Here is a 16,805-nt window from a genome sequence, read left to right as displayed (position 1 = left end):
ATGACTTGTCGCCGGTCGAATATGAAAAGCGGTACTTCCAACGGCTCGCGAGTGTCTAGCAAACTCGTGGCGATTCATTGGGAACAATCTGCGCAAGTTTCTTGAGGCTTTCTTGTTCTTTAAATTCCCCTACCATGATGATAAAAACGACGCCTTTGAGCGTATAAAGAAATTCTTCGGGGAGGAAGAGGGTACAGCGATTGCGTTAGTAAACCGTCTCAATAACGAGTTTTCTCATTTGGAGGCTGTACCAGACAGAGGGTTCAAGCCAGTAGAGATTCCTGAGATTGCTAAGGTCGCAAATTATGTCTTGGACAAAATCTACGAAGCTGACTCAGTTCAGTACAATGCATTGCTAAAGAGTATTGGTGAGCCTGAACGAGTTGCATAACCAATTGCGAAGTTGGCTAGGACAGTAGATGAAGTTGTACAAGAGGGTGTGATCGGCGAATAAACTATCTCGCTAACGAGCAGTAGATATCAATTTAGTTAGATTAGATTTACTTATGGAATTCTTGAGAAATTATGATTGAAATATTTCCCCCTTCTTCAAAGTTTGTAAAGCGAATGAAATCAACGTTCGCATTACAAGTCGATAATTGGAACGACTATAGTTACATGACGTTATATCACTTGTACTATAAACATGGACCCGAAGAAACGGATGTTACGTTTATTGGTGGTGTGAAAATATTGAAGGTGGGGCAAACTAAAAAAGATTACTCTTTGGTGACCGAGCCATTTGAGCGGCTTGGTCCGGAATACGCCTCTGTTGGAACTTCACTTGACTATTACCAGAGGTTGAATGAAATTCCATTAAACCATCGAAAGAAGATTATAAGTGCGTTAAATGATGTTGTTGCCAATCCTGAATTGGTCGAGAAGTTCGAAAATGAAGAAGGATGGGAAGTATCTTTATTTCGAGATAATCACGACTGGCCAGGATTTTTGCGAGATGCCGGAATTTTGTACGCGGGAAGTTTTTCGGCACTTCCGGATATTGATGCTGAATTCGGGTTTAAGACGAATAGAAAAGCAGAGGTGATAAATTTCAATTTTAGCTCGCCAGAGCCAGATGACTATGACGGGCCATATCGAAAAATTGGACCCAGCCGGAAGAAAACGTTATTGCCAGATCGTATTGTCGTGTTGGTTGGAAGGAATGGATCTGGTAAGAGTACTCTGCTCTCCCGTCTTGCGCGGGTGGCTTTTGCGTCGCCGCAAGAACGAAAAACCAAGGAAATAGAGTCGTTGGGCTCGCTGGAGCCACAATCTATAGGGTTTATGCGAGTGATAACTATTTCGTATAGTGCATTTGACAGTTTTGTGGTTCCGGGGCTAGCTTCACGGGATTTGTCTCAAATTGCAGAAGATATAGAGAATGGGACCGGGCGCTTTGTATTTTGTGGCCTACGAGATATTGTGGCCGAGGCACGCGAGGACATTTCGGCGGCCGAGAAAATCGACGCTGATACGGCACTGCAACATGATTCAAACTCCAATGTCGATAGACGGACCTCTACGTGTTTAAAATCGATCGACGCTCTAGCGAAAGAATTTGGTCGTTTGGTCAGTCACATTAGAAAGTCAGATTTAAAAGCTCTCTTCTCTGCAGCGCTCGGACCGCTGTTGGGGGATCCATCATTCACAGAGCTGAATGCACAAGTTGAAGATTTACTAGATGCGGAGCCAGCACAGGCAGCAAAACTATTTCTAACTTGGAGCACGGGACATAAAATCGCTCTGCATGTCGTTGCTTCCTTGGTGGCAAATGCAAAACCGAGATCTTTGATCTTATTCGATGAGCCGGAAACCCATTTGCATCCACCATTAATGGCTGCGCTCATGCATTCCGTAAGGCTCGTGTTGTCCGAGCAAAATGCATTTTGTGTGGTCGCAACTCATTCTCCAGTGTTGTTACAGGAGACTCTATCGCAGCATGTGCGGTATATCAGGCGTGTTGCGGATAATCTGGAAATAAGAACCCCAGACTTGGAGACCTTTGGTGAAAATGTGGGAGCTATTACATACGACAGTTTTGGATTAACAGCTTCAAGCACGGATTACCATAAGATATTAGATCTTTTAGTTAAGGGGTGCGAATCTATAGAGGATATCGAGTCTGCCTTTCCGAAAGGTCTGAGTGCACAAGCTCGTGCATTTATCCACTCCAAATTCATCAGTAAAGCAAGAAATCAATGAAGAATTTGCCGCTGCCTTCACGCGATGATGTTGATAAACATCTTAAGAAATCAATTACTACTTATAAGTATAAGAAGCAGATTCTAGGTAGAAATATTTCGGATAGTGAAATTTCTGATGTAATGGAAATTTATGACAAATATGACAAGAACAAGGGAAGCGCAAGTGATACCCTAAAAGGGAGCGCATTGGCGAAAGATTTACGTCAAGCTATATATGATGCATATGATAAGACACAGGAAAGAAGGAAATTATATTCGATCAGGAAAACTTTGTTTGCAAATGTCCCTCTGTGTCCAATTTGCGGTATTGATCCAGTGACAGAACTTGATCATCATCTTCCTAGATCTATATTTTCTCCGCTATCGATATATGTAAGAAACCTCATTCCTGTATGCCATTTATGTAATAGTACAAAATTAGCGGGGTTTGGCGACCAAAGTCAGGGAGAGATAGCCTATCTGCACGCTTACTTTGATACATTGCCAGATATTAATTTTTTGAAAGCGGTTGTGACCCTGCAGGGATGTGCTCTGCATGTGAATTTCGAAATTCAGGACCATAGTCTGATGCCTGATGGATATTCAAAGCGTCTTTCGGACCAGATAAGAAATTTGAAGCTGAATGCACGATACCAGGATGAGGTAAATACATATATAACCAGTCATACAGTGGCGTTGCATTTGAGTTATGTTAATCGAGACAAAAAATCGGTTCGCAAATTTCTTAATGCACAGGCTAAGGTGGAAGAGACTGCCTTCTATCGGAATCACTGGCGTCCGACATTGCTGTCTGCGTTAGCGGGCAGTGATGAATTTATTGATGGTGGATTTGCTCAAGTCCTTCCAATCGCGCAAGAAATTCTTGATGACATGCAAAATGACTAAGTGATACAGTCCTTAGGGATTGCCCTGGGTTCTTCTCCATCCGTAGTGACCTTGCGAATCTATGGTCAATTAGGGATGGGGCAACGTGCCCCTAGATTTAGGTTGAACTGTGTGCAGCTCTCCGAGCAGCGTCACGCGTGTTCATCGCTGCTTGGCGGGTCCTTAGGGGACGGGACTCTGCCACGTGTCTGTGAAGTGTACGGGCTTCTATAGCAGGAAAGAGCAGGGCTATTGTGTGCCGGTTTCAATTCCCGCCCCTGTATCCCCCGAGGGGCGATGTACACCATCCCATAAGTATGACGGGACCAGAAATGGACCAGAAACAAAAAAGCCCACGAACCGAAATTCGTGGGCTTCCTTGATAATTCTTGGTAGGCCGTGCGGGATTCGAACCTGCGACCAACGGATTAAAAGTCCGCTGCTCTACCAGCTGAGCTAACGACCCAAAGGTATAAACCTTGGCTTCTTTCGAGTGGTAGGCCGTGCGGGATTCGAACCTGCGACCAACGGATTAAAAGTCCGCTGCTCTACCAGCTGAGCTAACGACCCCCGAAAGAAGCAAGATTATAGGGAACGCCAGCGCTCCTGTCAAATGCCTCGCGGACTTTTATGTTGATGCGCCACCATGCGAGGGCAGGGCGGCCATCCCCCCGTCCGTGCTTACTTGCCCTTCAGCCGTTCCTTGGCCGTGGCGGCCGCGCTGGAGTCCGGGTATTGCTTGATCAGGTCCTGCAGCGTCTTCTTGGCCGCCTTTTCCTTGAGCTCGGTCTGGCAGCTCGCGATGTTGAGCATGGCGTCGGCCGCCTTGGGGCTGTCCGGATACGACTTGAGCACCACCTGCTGGGCGGCGATGGCGTTCTTGCAGTCGCGCTGGGCGTAGTAGGCGTTGCCCAGCCAGTATTGGGCGTTGGCCGCGTAGCCCGATTCCGGGTAGCGGTGCACGAATTCGCTCAGGGCCGCGCCGGCCGTCTTGTAGTCGCCGGACTTGAACAACTGCATGGCCGTCTCGTACGACTTCTGCTCGTTGGGATCGACCTGCGCCGCCTTGCCGTCGATGGTCACTTCATGCGGTTCGAGCTTGCGCAGGCGCGTGTCGAGATCGACGTAGAAGTCCTTCTGGCGTTTCTGGGCGTTGGCCAGTTCGTTGGCCAGCACTTCGATCTGGCCGCGCAGCTTGGCGATCTCCTGCATCGTCAGCTCGTTCTGGCTGACCAGGTCCAGCGTGCTCGATTTGTCGGACTTGGTGTCGATGCGTGCGTTCAGGTCGTGCGACAACGCGTCGACCTTGGTGCGCAGGTCCAGGATGGCTTTGCGCGCTTCGTCGTCGTCGAACACGCCAGCGCCGGCGTGCAGGGGCAGGAAGGCGAACGCTGCCAGCAGCGCGGCGGCCAGGCTGGATTTGGTGGGTTTGATCATGGGGGCGCTTTCAATTCGGGCGGACAAATGGAAACGGGGCGGGCACAGTAGTCTGCGCGCCGCCCCGTATTATGCCTGTGACCCGTTCAGGTCAGACAGCATTTTGATTACTTGTAGACGATGTCGGCACGGCGGTTTTGCGCCCATGCGGCTTCGTCGTGGCCTTCGGCCTTAGGCTTTTCCTTGCCCAGCGACACGGCTTCCATCTGCGACTCGGGCACGCCCAGCGCGTTCATGGCCTTGCGCACGGCTTCGGCGCGCTTCTGGCCCAGGGCCAGGTTGTACTCGGCGCCGCCGCGTTCGTCGGTGTTGCCTTGGATCAGGATGTTGCGCTGCTTGTTCTTGGTCAGGTAGCCGGCGTGGTTTTCCACCACTGGCTTGCCGTCGGCGCGCACGACGTAGCTGTCGAAGTCGAAGTAGACGCTGCGGTTAGCCAGCACGCCCTTGGGATCGTCCAGCGGATCGATCGATTTGGTTTCCACTGGGGCGACGGTACGGGTGTCGGCGGCCGGTGCCGGTGCCGGCTTGCTCTCGACCACAGGTGCAGGCTCGGACAGTTTGACCGGGGTGCTGCAGGCGGACAGAATCGCTGCGGAGGTGAGGACGAAGGCTAAGCTGCTGAGTTTACGCATGTTGACTCTCCTGGTTGTAAAGGAATGATTTTACTGCATGAAAGGACCCCAGGTGGGCTCCTTGATATTGCCCGCCTGTGTGGTCAGGCGTTGTTTGACACGGCCGTCGACCGAAACCACGGCCAGCGACTTGCGCCGGCCCGATTCGGTGGCGTACATGATGTACTTGCCGTTGGGCGCGAAGCTGGGCGCCTCGTCGCTGGTGGTGTCGGACAGGCGCTGCTCCTGGCCCGAGGCCAGGTCCAGCACGTACAGCTGGAAGTTGCCGTCGCGGCGAGAGATGTAGGCCAGCGTCTTGCCGTCGGGCGAGATGCGCGGGCTGATGTTGTAGCTGCCGCCGAAGGTGACGCGCTGGGCGTCGCCGCCGCCAGGGCTCATGCGGTAGATCTGCGGGCCGCCGCTGCGGTCGCTGGTGAAGTAGATGCTCTGGCCGTCGGCCGACCATTTCGGTTCCGTGTCGATGCCGGCGCTGTTGGAGATGCGGCGCAGGCCGCTGCCGTCGGCGTTGACGGTGTAGACCTGGGTGTGGCCGTCGCGCGACAGGGCCACGGCCAGCTTGCTGCCGTCCGGCGACCAGGCCGGCGCCGAGTTGCTGCCTTTCTCATTGGCCACCACGGTGCGCGCGCGCGTGATCAGGTTCTGCACGTAGACCACGGGCTTGCGTTGCTCGAACGAGACATACGCGACCTTGGTGCCGTCCGGCGACCAGGCCGGCGAGATGATGGGCTCGTTCGAGCGCAGCGCCAGCTGCACGCCTTCGCCGTCGGCGTCGGCCACTTCCAGCCGGTAGCTGCGGCCTTCCTGGGTCACGTAGGCGATGCGGGTCGAGAACGCGCCGCGCACGCCCGTCAGTTTCAGGAAGATGTCGTCGGCGATCTTGTGGGCCGCCAGGCGCGTGAACTGGGGCGGGGTGGCCTGGTCCAGCTGCGACAGCTTGTTGGCCTTGATGGTGTCGAGCAGCTTGTAGCGCACGTCGTAGCGGCCGTCGGCCAGCTGCTGCACCGTGCCCACCACCAGCGCGTCGGCGCCGCGCGCCTTCCAGGCGCTGTAGTCGACGTTGTTGACGTCGTTGATGGTGCCCGCGTCGATCACCTTGAACGCGCCGCTGCGTTCGAGGTCGGCCTTGATGATGGTCGACATCTGCTGCGGCGCCACGTTCTCGTCGGCGAAGGTGGCCACGGCCACCGGGATCTGGTTGCTGCCCACGCCGGAAATCTCGATCCGCATCTGGGCGTGCGCGGCGCCGGCGGCGATGGCCAGGCCGGCGTAGATGACGCAATGGGTCAGTTTTTTCATGGTCAATGTAAATCCTTCATATTGAAATCGGTGTCGAAGTCACGCACCACCGTACCATCTTTTTTCTTCGGCAGCGGCGACGATTTCCAGATCGCGTTCTCCACCGCCGTGTCGTAGGCGGCGTTGCCGCTGCCCTTGTTCTTGCGCACCGAGATGATTTCGCCGGTGGGCAGCTGCGAGATGTGGAACGACGCCTTCAGGGTGTCGTCCGTGCCGCTGTAGACCAGGTTGCCCTTGATCTTGCCACGGATGGCCGCCTCGTAGCCGCCGTCCGAACGCGGGCCGGTGGACTTGGCGGCCGTGCCGCTGGTGCCGGCGCCCACGGCGCCCGTGATGCGGCGCATCTCGGCCGCGCGGGCGTCGGCGGCGGCCTTGTCCTGCTTGGCCTTGGCTTCCTTGTCCGCCTTCAGTTTCTTCTCGGCTTGTTCCTTCTTCTCTTTCTTTTCCTGCTCGTCCTTGGCCTTCTGTTCTTCCTGCTTCTTCTTCAGGTCGGCCTTTTCCTTGTCCAACTTGGCCTTCTCCTGCTTGAACTTCTCCAGCTTCAGTTCTTCCTGCTTGATGCGTTCCTTCTGCAGCGCTTCCTGTCTTTCCTGCTCGGCCTTGCGCTTGGCTTTCAGACGTTCGAGCGCGATGTCCGGCGCCTTGGGCTCGGGCTTGACTTCATCGGGCGGCGCGACGGGCGTGGGCGGCGGCTTCACGGCCGGCGCCGGTTCCGGCTCCACCTCGGGCGCGGGCGGGGCAGGCGGGGCGGCCTCCTGCACCTTCATGTCCCACACCTCGGCCTCGACGGCCACCGGCTCGTTGCTTTGCCAGTGCACACCCACCCACAGGAACAGGATCAGCACCGCGTGCATGGCCACGGCCATGCCCAGCGAGCGCAAGCCGTCATGCTCCTTGGGTACCTTGTACGGGCCGCTGGCCGTTGCTTGCTTCATGTTCTGCATTACTTGGTTGCCAGGCCCACGCGGTTGATGCCCATCTTCTTCGCTTCCGAAATCAGCTGGATCACGTCGTCGTACTTGCTGTCCTTGTCGCCGGCGATCAGCACGGGGAAGTCGGGATGGGCGTCATGCAGCGTGCGCAACTTGCGCACCAGCGCCTCGCGGTTGGGCGCCGTCTCGGGCGCGTCCGGGTCCTTGCCCTGCACGCCGATCGACAGCGCGCCATTGGGCTTGATCACGACCTGGATGTAATCATCGGGCGGGCGGGTGGTCTTTTCCGCGTTGGGCAGGTTGACCACGCTCGGGTTGTTGGACGACGGCATCACCATGAAGATGATGAGCAGCACCAGCATCACGTCGATGTAGGGCACGACGTTGATCTCGGACTTGAGCTTGCGGCCACGGCCGCCGCGCATGCTGCTGTTGAAAGAGGAGGCCATGATGGTGCTGCCTTAATTAACGCGACTGCCGTTGCAGGATGTTCGAGAATTCTTCCACGAAGCTCTCGAAGCGGATCGCCAGGCGGTCGATGTCGTGCGAAAAACGGTTGTAGGCGACCACGGCCGGGATGGCGGCGAACAGGCCGATGGCGGTGGCGATCAGCGCCTCGGCGATGCCGGGCGCGACGGCGGCCAGCGTGGCCTGCTGCACGTTGGCCAGGCCGCGGAAGGCGTTCATGATGCCCCACACGGTGCCCAGCAGGCCGATGTAGGGCGACACCGAGCCGACCGAGGCCAGGAAGGCCAGGTGCGATTCGAGCGCGTCCATCTCGCGCTGGAAGGCGGCGCGCATGGCGCGGCGCGCGCCGTCGAGCACGGCGCCCACGTCGAGCGCGTCGCGGGTGCCATACGAGGCCTTGCCCTTGATGAACTCGCCCATGCCGGCCTCGAAGATGCGGGCCAGCGCGCCGCTGTTGGCGCGGTCCTTGCCGGCGTTCTGGTGCAGCGCGTGCAGGTTGCCGCCGGCCCAGAAGGTCTTCTCGAATTCGATGGTCTGGCGGCGCGCGGCGCGCACGGCGTACATCTTGCGGAAGATGTAGGTCCAGCTGGTCAGCGAAATGCCGAACAGCAGCGCCATGATCAGCTGCACGATCAGGTGGGCGTTGGTGATGAGGGACAGGAAGGACAGGTCTTGGGTGACGTTCATGGGCTTACAGTCTGGGTGGTAGCTTCAGGATGGCATGACGCCGCGCATGCGGGCGGCGACTTCGGGTGGCACGGCGCGCGGACGCAGCGCGGAATCGACACAGCCCACCTTGACGTGGGCCGTGTTGAGCAACTGCTCGCCGCACCAGACTTGTTGTTCAAACAGGATGGAGGCGCGGCCCATTTTTTCTATCCTGAGCGTCAATTTTAGTACGTCGTCGAGCTTGGCCGGCGCGTGGTACTCGGCGCTGACGCTCTTGACGACGAACATGGCGTCATGTTGCTGCAGCAGCGCGTGCTGGCCCACGTCGATGGCGCGCAGCCATTCGGTGCGGGCGCGTTCATAGAATTTCAGGTAATTTGCATAATAGACAATACCGCCGGCGTCCGTGTCTTCGTAATAGACGCGGACATTCCAGGTGAACTCTGCAGACATGTTGGATTTACTACTAGTGAGATTGAGCAACATTTTACGCGACTTTGTTGTCGGGATTGTGGCGGGCGGTCGATTTTCGTGGAATCGCCGTCCATTTTGTCGTTTCCGTCATCCCGGCGCGTAAAGTTGCGCCGCCAGCAGTTAAGCTGACGGCGGGCAAAATGCCAAGCCTTGTAACAACCGCTTACGTTTTTATCCGGTTTTGGCAACTTTTGCCGGTGGTTTACTTAAATTATCTAAGAAAACCGGGCTTTCAGACCGTGCGTTTGATGGCGAACGGGCCGAAGCCCTGGCAGGTCGGCATGATCTCGATGTTGTTGATATTGACATGCGGCGGCAGCGTGGCGATCCAGTACGCCGTGTTGGCGATGTCGTCGGCCGTCAGCGGCGTGGTGCCCTCGTAGACCTTGGCGGCGGCCGCGTCGTCGCCCTTCATGCGCACGTTGGAGAACTCGGTGCCGCCGCACAGGCCGGGCGCCAGGTTGGTGGCGCGCACGCCGGTGCCCACCAGGTCGGCGCGCAGGTTGAGCGTGAACTGTTCCACGAAGGCCTTGGTGGCGCCGTACACGTTGCCGCCCGGATAAGGGTAGGAACCGGCCGTGGAGCCGATGTTGATCACGGTGCCCGTGCCGCGCGCCACCATGGACGGCAGGACGGCGCGCGTCATGGCCACCAGGCCGGCGCAGTTGGTGGCGATCATGGTGTTCCAGTCGGCCAGCGACGATTCGTGGGCCGGCGTGGTGCCCAGCGCCAGGCCGGCGTTGTTGATCAGCACGTCGATCGGCTGCCAGTCGGCCGGCAGGGCGGCCAGGGCGGCGGTGATCGAGGCCTGGTCCGTCACGTCCAGCTCGACGGGCAGGGCGGCCGCGCCCAGTTCGCTGGCCAGGGCCTGCAGGCGTTCGACCCGGCGGCCGCTGATGATGACGCGGTGGCCGTGGCCGGCGAAGGTGCGGGCCATGGCGGCGCCGAAGCCGGCCGTCGCGCCCGTGATGAATACGATCATGTTCTGTCCTTGTGGGTGGAAGGGGAGGATAGGCCAAAATTGTAGCCGAAATGCACGCCGGTTCAGATTAACCGCGTTTCAGGCCCGGAAAATGACATCTTGATTGTTAATTAGATAACATTTTCCTTGCCCAATTCCTGCCTTTAACTTACAATTTGCCTTCCATTACGTCTCACGTAACTGGCGAAAAGCTGCGATGATCCCCAGGCCGGGCACCCGGCAGGCGGGTTGGTCCGTTGGCGAAAGGTGGGCATCCACCGGGGAACGTGAGATTTCAATAGCCGTTCGCCTGGGCAGCCCACCGATGGTAAGCACAATGAGGCTGTCTTTCCGCTATCGGCTTCCCTCATTCGATCCAACCTGCCAGAAACAAGTTACTCATATTGATTGGAGTTTTTTCATGTTCGCAAAAGATCACACCCTCGCCAACGTTGACCCTGAGCTGTTCGGCGCCATCCAGAACGAAAACAAGCGCCAGCACGACCACATCGAGCTGATCGCCTCGGAAAACTACACCTCGCCAGCCGTGATGCAAGCCCAGGGCTCGCAACTGACCAACAAATACGCCGAAGGCTATCCAGGCAAGCGCTACTACGGCGGCTGCGAATACGTCGATGTGGTCGAGCAACTGGCCATCGACCGCGTCAAGCAACTGTTCGGCGCCGAAGCGGCCAACGTGCAGCCGAACTCGGGCTCGCAGGCCAACCAGGGCGTGTTCTTCGCCGTGCTGAAGCCGGGCGACACCATCATGGGCATGTCGCTGGCCGAAGGCGGCCACCTGACCCACGGCATGCCGCTGAACATGTCCGGCAAATGGTTCAACGTCGTGTCCTACGGCCTGACCGCCGCCGAGGACATCGACTACGACGCCATGGAAGCGCTGGCCAAGGAGCACAAGCCCAAGCTGATCATCGCCGGCGCATCGGCGTTCTCGAAAAAGATCGACTTCGAACGTTTCGCCGCCGTGGCCAAGGCCGTGGGCGCTTACTTCATGGTCGACATGGCCCACTACGCGGGCCTGATCGCCGCCGGCCTGTACCCGAACCCCGTGCCGCACGCCGACTTCGTCACCTCGACCACGCACAAATCGCTGCGCGGCCCGCGCGGCGGCATCATCCTGATGAAGGCCGAGCACGAGAAGATCATCAACTCGGCCATCTTCCCCGGCATCCAGGGCGGCCCGCTGATGCACGTGATCGCCGGCAAGGCCGTCGCCTTCAAGGAAGCGCTGGCGCCCGAGTTCAAGACCTACCAGCAGCAAGTGGTGAAGAACGCCGACGTGATGGCCAAGACCCTGATCGCACGCGGCCTGCGCATCGTCTCCGGCGGCACCGAGTCGCACGTGATGCTGGTGGACCTGCGCGCCAAGAACCTGACCGGCAAGGAAGCGGAAGCCATCCTCGGTTCGGCCCACATCACCACCAACAAGAACGGCATCCCGAACGATCCGCAGAAGCCATTCGTGACTTCCGGCATCCGTCTGGGCAGCCCGGCCATGACCACCCGTGGTTTCAAGGAAGCGGAAGCGGAAAAGGTCGCCCACCTGATCGCCGACGTGCTGGACAACCCGCATGACGCCGCCACCATCGAGCGCGTGAAGGCCGAAGTGAAGCTGCTGGCCGACGCGTTCCCCGTGTACGCCGCCTGACAGGTGTAGTATCAGCAGGACGCCGGCTCCGGCCGGCGTCCTGTCACCCCAATCGCAAGCGAAGCCGCCGACCACATGAAATGTCCATTCTGTCAGCATGAAGAGACTCAAGTCCTCGATACCCGCGTATCGGAGGAGGGCGACGCCATTCGTCGGCGCCGGCGCTGCGTCAAATGTGATAAACGATTTACCACGTATGAGCGGATCGAGCTGGTGATGCCGTTCGTGGTCAAGAAGAACGGCAGCCGCACCGAGTATTCGGCCGCCAAGCTGCGCGGCAGCCTGATGCTGGCCCTGCGCAAGCGCCCCGTCGCGGCCGAGGCCGTGGATACGGCGGTGCAGTCGATCGAGGAAAAGCTGCTCACCAGCGGCCAGCGCGAAGTCGATTCCGTCTACATCGGCGAACTGGTGATGCAGGAGCTCAAGCGGCTCGACAAGATCGCCTATATCCGTTTCGCCTCCGTCTACAAGAATTTCGAAGACCTGGAAGAATTCCAGGACGCCATCGCCGAGGTGGGCCAGGAACGCAAGCCCCGCAAGGGCTGACACGTTCGCCGTTTCCCGCCGTCAGCGCCCTTTGGCGCACGGTTGACGCACCTCATGCATTGAAGCGCGTGCGCTGCTAACTTCATCCTCAGCCGCCAAGATCGGCGGCCCGCGAGGACGGAGGTGCGGCATGCGATGGATACGATCACGCGGCTTTACCATGCTGGAAATCATGGTGGCCTTGCTGGTGCTGGCGCTGGGCATCATTTGCGGCACGGCCATGCAACTGGCGGCGTTGCGCACGCGCCATCAATCGGCCTTGCTCACCCAATCGCTGCACCTGGCCAACAGCCTGGCCGAGCGCATGCGCGCCAACAGCGGCACGCCGCCGCTGCCCGACGCGGCCAATCCCTATCTGTCCTTCAACTACGACGCGGTGGCCGAGCCATCGCCCGCACCGCCAACGCCGCTGTGCTACGCGCTCGATGCCCATTGCGACCGCAGCCAGTTGGCCCAGTTCGATCTGTACGAAATCAAGCAGCAAGTGCGCGCCAGCTTGCCGGCCGGGCGCGCGCTGGTGTGCCGCGACGCGGCCCTGTGGCAGGGCGGCCGCTTGCGCTGGCGGTGCACGGGTGGCGCCAGTGCGCCTCTGGTGGTGAAGGTGGGCTGGCGCGGCAAGCATCCGGACGGCACGGCCGATCGCGATGCGGAAGGCGAGTTCGCACCCGGCGTGGCCGTCACCGTGGGCCTCGCGCCATGAGGCCGCGCGCGCCAAGGCACGGTGGCGTGGCGCTGGCCGAAGTCATGGTGGCGACGGCGCTCGGTATGCTGGTGGTGCTGCTGGCCTGTGCGATGCTGGTGCTGGCCAACGGCGCTTACCGTATGCACAGCGAGAACGTGTGGCTCAACGACGGCGGCCACTACGCGCTGGACATCATCGGCCAGGCCGTGCGTCAGAGCGCCTACGTGAACTGGGATGGCGACATGGCGCCGGCAGCTTATGACGCCGCGGCCAGCGCCGCCATCGGCGGGCTCGATGCGCGCAGCCTGATGCGCGGTAGCGACGGCATCGAACATCCGCTGGCGCCGGTCGCCAATGGCAGCGATGTGCTGGCGTTGCGGTTTGGCGGATCGGGCGGCACGGCCAACGGAGACGGTTCCGCCGTCAACTGCGCCGGCTTTGGTGTGGCCGACAGTCATGCCGCCAACGCGCGCGGCTGGAGCATCTTCTATGTCGCCAACGATGGCGGGGGCGAACCGGAGTTGCGTTGCAAATACCGCAGCGCCAGCGGCTGGGGCGCGGACGCCATCGTGCGCGGCGTCGACAGTTTCCAGGTGCTGTATGGCGTCGACCTCGACATGCCGCCCGATGGCGTGCCCGATACCTATCTGCACGCCAGCGCTGTCAACGCGCTTGATGCCAGCCTCGCGCTGGCAGGCGCCACACCGGACGAGCAGCGGCGCGACCTGAACCGCAAGACGTACTGGAAGCGCGTGCGTACCGTTAGGGTCGCATTGCTGTTGCGTGGCGATGTGCACACGCGGCCCGATGGCGCGCCGCTCGTCTACGACTTGTTCGGCGCGGCCTATGCGGACGCGCATGCGGGCGACGATCCCGGCGTGCGGGTGGCCGAGCAGACCATGCCGCCAGCGCAACGACAGCGCGCACGACGGCTATTCGTTGCCTTGTTCCAGTTGCGCAATCGGAGCGTGTGATGAACACAGGCACACGCGCGCGCGTGCGAGCGCACACACGGGCACGCGCAGGCGACAGCCGGCAACGCGGCGTGACGCTGTTGGTGACGATGTTGATCCTGATCGCCGTGATGCTGGTCGGCGCGTCGGCGGCCCGCATGGCGCTGCAAGGCGAGCAGGCCGCGCGGGCGGGGCGGGACAGGCAGGTGGCGTTTCAAGCAGCGGAGGATGCGCTTATGGACGGAGAACGCGATGTGGCCCGGACGGTGTCCGCCCCGGCGGGGCACGATGGCGGCGGCGCCGAAGCTGATGGGGCAGGCACGGGTGGCGCAGGTGCCGGCGCCGGTTCGTGGAGCGCGCGCAGTGCGCTGTTTAGCGGCGCGCCATCCGGCACCGACGCGGGACTGGGCTTTGTTGACGGCTGCGGAACTGGGCCGGTCAACCTCGGCCTGTGCGCGCATGCGGCAAGTGCGGCGGCGCCGGCATGGCAGGCGGCGGACCTGCGCGGGTCGGAGGACGGCGGCGGCCACACCGTGCAATACGGCGCCTTCAGCGGGGCGTCCATGCAGACTGGCACTGGCTTCCTGCCATTCCGCCGCCCCCGCTATCTGATCGAGCGCATCCCTTGCCATCAGCCCGGCGACGAAGTGGGCGCACCCGGCGGCAACTGCTACCGCGTGACGGCAATCGGCTTTGGCGCCAATCCCGAGACGGAAGTGGTGTTGCAGTCGGTCTATCGCCGGGCCGATTGAGACGGAGGCGAACGAATGACCAACGCTGCGTCCCCCGCATGGCTACGCGTGTTGTTGATGGTGTGGCTGATCGTCTGTCCAGCCACGCGGGCCCGTGCCACGCCGCCGGCGCTGGACATCGCCAGTGAACCGCTGCTGGCGGGCTGCGTCGCGGCCGATGGCGGCCCGCCCGTGCGTGGCGCGCCGCTGGTGCTGCCGGGCAGCGCCGCTGCTGGCGCAGATACCACAACGTCGGCCGTGTTCCAGGCCGTCTACAGACGCGCCGACTGGAGCGGACACTTTGAACGCTATCCCGTGCAGGCAAGCGACGCCGGTAGCATGGCGGCGTCGGCACCATTGTGGGACGCGGGCGCCATCCTCACCGGCGCGGCCGGGCGCCCACCCCGGCCCGCGCCACCCGCGCGCAATATCTACACGGCCATCGTGCAGCCCGATGGCACCTTGACCAACGTGCCATTCACATGGGATGCCATCAGCGGCGCGCAACGTGCCATGCTCGACCGGGCGCCATCGCCCGGCGCGCGTGGCCGGCGCGACGGCCTGGGGCCGCAACGGCTCGATTACCTGCGCGGCGAACGTGCCCGGGAGGGCGGCATCTTCCGCCGCCGCGGCAGCGTGCTGGGCGACGCCGTCAACAGTACGCCCGTCTACGTGGGCGCGGCCCCGGCGGTGGAGCGGGGCGCCACGTATGCCGATTTCTACGCGCGCAGCCGGGCGCGCCGTCCCGCCGTCTACCTCGGCGCCAACGATGGCATGTTGCATGCGTTTGATGCGGCGGACGGTACCGAATTGTTCGCCTATGTGCCCGATGCGTTGTTCGGCACGCTGGGCCGCCTGACCAGTCCCGCCTATGTCCATACCGCTTACGTCGATGGGCCGGCCAGTGCGGGCGAGGCTGAGGCGAGCGGCACGTGGAAAACGGTGCTGGTGTCGGCCATGGGCGGTGGCGCGCAAGGCGTGTTCGCGCTCGACGTGACCGACCCGCTGCACTTCGACGCGTCCGGCGCGCTGTGGGAATTCACGGACCGCGACGATCCCATGATGGGCAACGTGACCACCCGCCCGCAGATTGCGCGCGTGCACATGCGCGGTAGCGGCGCGACGGCCGTGTGGCGCGACATGGCCGTCGTCGCCAGCGGCCTTGACAACTACGCGGCTGACGGCCACGCCAGCGCCAGCGGCAATGGCGCACTGTTCCTGCTGGCGCTGGATAAACCGCCGTCGCAACCGTGGCGGCGCAACGACAACTACTACCGCCTCGTCACCCCGATTTCGGACCCGGCGCGCGCGAACGGGCTGAGTGCGCCCGCGCTTGCAGTGGACGCGGATGGCGTGCTGCGCTACGCCTATGCCGGCGATCTGCAGGGTAATCTGTGGCGCTTCGACCTGACGGGCAACGCGCCATGGCCGGGCGCGGTGGGACCGGGTCCGGCGACAACGCCGCTGTTCGTGGCGCGCGACGCAGGCGGTGCGCGGCAAGCGATCGCGCAACAGCCCCGGCTGGCGTACGCGACGGGCGGCGGCTACCTGATCCTGTTCGGCACGGGGCGCATGGTGGAAGCGGCAGACCGGCTGTCCTCGCATGACGCGCCGCAATCGTATTACGCCATCCTCGACACGCTGGCCGATCCGCCGCAACTGGTGTCTGGCCGTGGCGAACTGACGCCGCGCGTGCTCAGCGGCGCCGACGACGCAGCCGCCCTGACGCTGGTGGGCGCCGACCTGCCTGCCAACAGCAAGGGTTGGTATGTCGATTTTCTGCACAGCGGCGCCACAGGTGAGCGTAGCCTCGACAGTGGGGTCCTGACAAATGGAAACCTAGTGTTCAACACCGTGTTGCCGGGCCGGACGCCTTGCGACGCCACGCGTAGCCGCAGTTATGCGCTCGATGTTCTGACGGGCTTGCCGTCGATGTTGATGACGGCGGCCGTCAGCATGGACGATAGCCGCGTGACCGCACGCCTCGCGCCGGACTATGCCGTGCGCCCCGTCGTGTTGCGTCTGCCGCCGGTGGCAGTGGCGGACGCAACGGCGCCAGTCATCACCACGCCGCCGACTGCATCGGGCGCCAACCGGGCGGTTGCCATCGCGATATTCGGCGCTGTCGGCGCGACCCCTGTCCGTCTGGCCGGCGCCATCAGCATGGCGGCATCGTCCGGACGCCTCAGTTGGCGCGAGGTGGTGAACTGGCGCGAGTTGCATGCGGCGGCGCGGCGTTAGCGCGGCCAAGGACCTGGACAAAGGGCGTCAGGGAATGGGCATGAAA

The 16,805-nt window shown here is 61.0% G+C and carries 16 protein-coding genes, 2 tRNA genes, 1 pseudogene and 1 riboswitch; of the genes and pseudogenes, 9 read left to right on the top strand and 10 right to left on the bottom strand.

All coding sequences use genetic code 11. From position 1 onward, the window contains the following. Nucleotides 1–73: 73 nt before the first annotated feature. From AC1RQG_RS13110 to AC1RQG_RS13100, 3 genes and pseudogenes are all read left to right on the top strand, one after another. Nucleotides 74–391, top strand: a pseudogene (locus AC1RQG_RS13110) (AAA family ATPase); the annotation flags it as partial. Nucleotides 392–525: 134 nt separating this feature from the next. Beyond that, nucleotides 526–2,202: an AAA family ATPase gene (locus AC1RQG_RS13105; protein WP_493131939.1), complete on the top strand. Its 1,677-nt coding sequence runs from the start codon at nt 526–528 to the stop codon at nt 2,200–2,202. Continuing rightward, nucleotides 2,199–3,089, top strand: coding sequence for an HNH endonuclease signature motif containing protein (locus AC1RQG_RS13100; protein ID WP_493131937.1), 891 nt, complete (start codon nt 2,199–2,201; stop codon nt 3,087–3,089). Before AC1RQG_RS13105 ends, AC1RQG_RS13100 begins: the two co-directional genes overlap by 4 nt. Before the next feature lie 369 nt (nt 3,090–3,458). Here the strand turns inward: AC1RQG_RS13100 and AC1RQG_RS13095 are convergent. From AC1RQG_RS13095 to AC1RQG_RS13050, 10 genes are all read right to left on the bottom strand, one after another. Next, a tRNA-Lys gene (locus AC1RQG_RS13095) sits at nt 3,459–3,534 on the bottom strand. 28 nt (nt 3,535–3,562) lie between these two features. After that, nucleotides 3,563–3,638, bottom strand: a tRNA-Lys gene (locus AC1RQG_RS13090). 111 nt (nt 3,639–3,749) lie between these two features. Further along, nucleotides 3,750–4,505, bottom strand: coding sequence for a tol-pal system protein YbgF (gene ybgF, locus AC1RQG_RS13085; protein WP_493131935.1), 756 nt, complete (start codon nt 4,503–4,505; stop codon nt 3,750–3,752). 107 nt (nt 4,506–4,612) lie between these two features. After that, nucleotides 4,613–5,137, bottom strand: coding sequence for a peptidoglycan-associated lipoprotein Pal (pal, locus tag AC1RQG_RS13080; RefSeq protein ID WP_493131934.1), 525 nt, complete (start codon nt 5,135–5,137; stop codon nt 4,613–4,615). A gap of 30 nt (nt 5,138–5,167) precedes the next feature. Continuing rightward, entirely contained in the window at nt 5,168–6,433 is a 1,266-nt protein-coding gene (gene tolB / locus AC1RQG_RS13075) for a Tol-Pal system beta propeller repeat protein TolB (protein WP_493131932.1), read from the bottom strand. 2 nt (nt 6,434–6,435) lie between these two features. Next, complete coding sequence (gene tolA / locus AC1RQG_RS13070; protein WP_493131930.1) at nt 6,436–7,368, bottom strand: cell envelope integrity protein TolA; 933 nt, start codon at nt 7,366–7,368, stop codon at nt 6,436–6,438. Nucleotides 7,369–7,376: 8 nt separating this feature from the next. Next, complete coding sequence (locus AC1RQG_RS13065; RefSeq protein WP_493131928.1) at nt 7,377–7,814, bottom strand: ExbD/TolR family protein; 438 nt, start codon at nt 7,812–7,814, stop codon at nt 7,377–7,379. Between the two features lie 16 nt (nt 7,815–7,830). Next, nucleotides 7,831–8,520 carry a protein TolQ gene (gene tolQ / locus AC1RQG_RS13060; RefSeq protein WP_182157132.1) on the bottom strand — a complete coding sequence of 230 codons (690 nt, stop codon included), beginning with the start codon at nt 8,518–8,520 and terminating at the stop codon, nt 7,831–7,833. A gap of 24 nt (nt 8,521–8,544) precedes the next feature. After that, complete coding sequence (gene ybgC / locus AC1RQG_RS13055; RefSeq protein ID WP_493131926.1) at nt 8,545–8,955, bottom strand: tol-pal system-associated acyl-CoA thioesterase; 411 nt, start codon at nt 8,953–8,955, stop codon at nt 8,545–8,547. A gap of 253 nt (nt 8,956–9,208) precedes the next feature. Continuing rightward, entirely contained in the window at nt 9,209–9,958 is a 750-nt protein-coding gene (locus tag AC1RQG_RS13050) for an SDR family oxidoreductase (protein WP_493131924.1), read from the bottom strand. Between the two features lie 166 nt (nt 9,959–10,124). Then, nucleotides 10,125–10,260: riboswitch (ZMP/ZTP riboswitch) on the top strand. Between the two features lie 98 nt (nt 10,261–10,358). Here AC1RQG_RS13050 and glyA point away from each other — a divergent pair. The 6 genes from glyA to AC1RQG_RS13020 all read left to right on the top strand — a co-directional run bounded on the left by glyA (nt 10,359) and on the right by AC1RQG_RS13020 (nt 16,759). Next, nucleotides 10,359–11,606, top strand: a complete 1,248-nt coding sequence (glyA, locus tag AC1RQG_RS13045) for a serine hydroxymethyltransferase (protein ID WP_493131922.1) — start codon at nt 10,359–10,361, stop codon at nt 11,604–11,606. Nucleotides 11,607–11,681: 75 nt separating this feature from the next. Then, nucleotides 11,682–12,152 carry a transcriptional regulator NrdR gene (gene nrdR / locus AC1RQG_RS13040; RefSeq protein WP_493131920.1) on the top strand — a complete coding sequence of 157 codons (471 nt, stop codon included), beginning with the start codon at nt 11,682–11,684 and terminating at the stop codon, nt 12,150–12,152. 130 nt (nt 12,153–12,282) lie between these two features. Further along, on the top strand, nt 12,283–12,852 hold the full coding sequence (pilV, locus tag AC1RQG_RS13035) for a type IV pilus modification protein PilV (RefSeq protein ID WP_493131918.1): 570 nt from the start codon (nt 12,283–12,285) through the stop codon (nt 12,850–12,852). A 26-nt stretch (nt 12,853–12,878) separates the two neighbouring features. After that, nucleotides 12,879–13,808: a PilW family protein gene (locus AC1RQG_RS13030; RefSeq protein ID WP_493131916.1), complete on the top strand. Its 930-nt coding sequence runs from the start codon at nt 12,879–12,881 to the stop codon at nt 13,806–13,808. Then, nucleotides 13,808–14,539, top strand: a complete 732-nt coding sequence (locus tag AC1RQG_RS13025; protein ID WP_493131914.1) for a pilus assembly PilX family protein — start codon at nt 13,808–13,810, stop codon at nt 14,537–14,539. Before AC1RQG_RS13030 ends, AC1RQG_RS13025 begins: the two co-directional genes overlap by 1 nt. Before the next feature lie 15 nt (nt 14,540–14,554). Next, nucleotides 14,555–16,759 (top strand): pilus assembly protein, encoded by a 2,205-nt coding sequence (locus tag AC1RQG_RS13020; RefSeq protein WP_493131912.1) that lies wholly within the window; start codon nt 14,555–14,557, stop codon nt 16,757–16,759. Nucleotides 16,760–16,805 lie beyond the last annotated feature (46 nt).

Source organism: Rugamonas sp. GW822-FHT03B10, assembly GCF_058801745.1.
The sequence above is the reverse complement of the archived record's forward strand: the minus strand, read 5'-3'. Positions and strand labels throughout refer to the sequence as shown.

What these genes read in the sequence shown, in the direction of transcription:
- AC1RQG_RS13105 (WP_493131939.1), top strand. Translation starts at nt 526, where the DNA reads ATGATTGAAATATTTCCCCCTTCTTCAAAGTTTGTAAAGCGAATGAAA.
- AC1RQG_RS13100 (WP_493131937.1), top strand. Translation starts at nt 2,199, where the DNA reads ATGAAGAATTTGCCGCTGCCTTCACGCGATGATGTTGATAAACATCTT.
- ybgF (WP_493131935.1), bottom strand. Translation starts at nt 4,505, where the DNA reads ATGATCAAACCCACCAAATCCAGCCTGGCCGCCGCGCTGCTGGCAGCG.
- pal (WP_493131934.1), bottom strand. Translation starts at nt 5,137, where the DNA reads ATGCGTAAACTCAGCAGCTTAGCCTTCGTCCTCACCTCCGCAGCGATT.
- tolB (WP_493131932.1), bottom strand. Translation starts at nt 6,433, where the DNA reads ATGAAAAAACTGACCCATTGCGTCATCTACGCCGGCCTGGCCATCGCC.
- tolA (WP_493131930.1), bottom strand. Translation starts at nt 7,368, where the DNA reads ATGAAGCAAGCAACGGCCAGCGGCCCGTACAAGGTACCCAAGGAGCAT.
- AC1RQG_RS13065 (WP_493131928.1), bottom strand. Translation starts at nt 7,814, where the DNA reads ATGGCCTCCTCTTTCAACAGCAGCATGCGCGGCGGCCGTGGCCGCAAG.
- tolQ (WP_182157132.1), bottom strand. Translation starts at nt 8,520, where the DNA reads ATGAACGTCACCCAAGACCTGTCCTTCCTGTCCCTCATCACCAACGCC.
- ybgC (WP_493131926.1), bottom strand. Translation starts at nt 8,955, where the DNA reads ATGTCTGCAGAGTTCACCTGGAATGTCCGCGTCTATTACGAAGACACG.
- AC1RQG_RS13050 (WP_493131924.1), bottom strand. Translation starts at nt 9,958, where the DNA reads ATGATCGTATTCATCACGGGCGCGACGGCCGGCTTCGGCGCCGCCATG.
- glyA (WP_493131922.1), top strand. Translation starts at nt 10,359, where the DNA reads ATGTTCGCAAAAGATCACACCCTCGCCAACGTTGACCCTGAGCTGTTC.
- nrdR (WP_493131920.1), top strand. Translation starts at nt 11,682, where the DNA reads ATGAAATGTCCATTCTGTCAGCATGAAGAGACTCAAGTCCTCGATACC.
- pilV (WP_493131918.1), top strand. Translation starts at nt 12,283, where the DNA reads ATGCGATGGATACGATCACGCGGCTTTACCATGCTGGAAATCATGGTG.
- AC1RQG_RS13025 (WP_493131914.1), top strand. Translation starts at nt 13,808, where the DNA reads ATGAACACAGGCACACGCGCGCGCGTGCGAGCGCACACACGGGCACGC.
- AC1RQG_RS13020 (WP_493131912.1), top strand. Translation starts at nt 14,555, where the DNA reads ATGACCAACGCTGCGTCCCCCGCATGGCTACGCGTGTTGTTGATGGTG.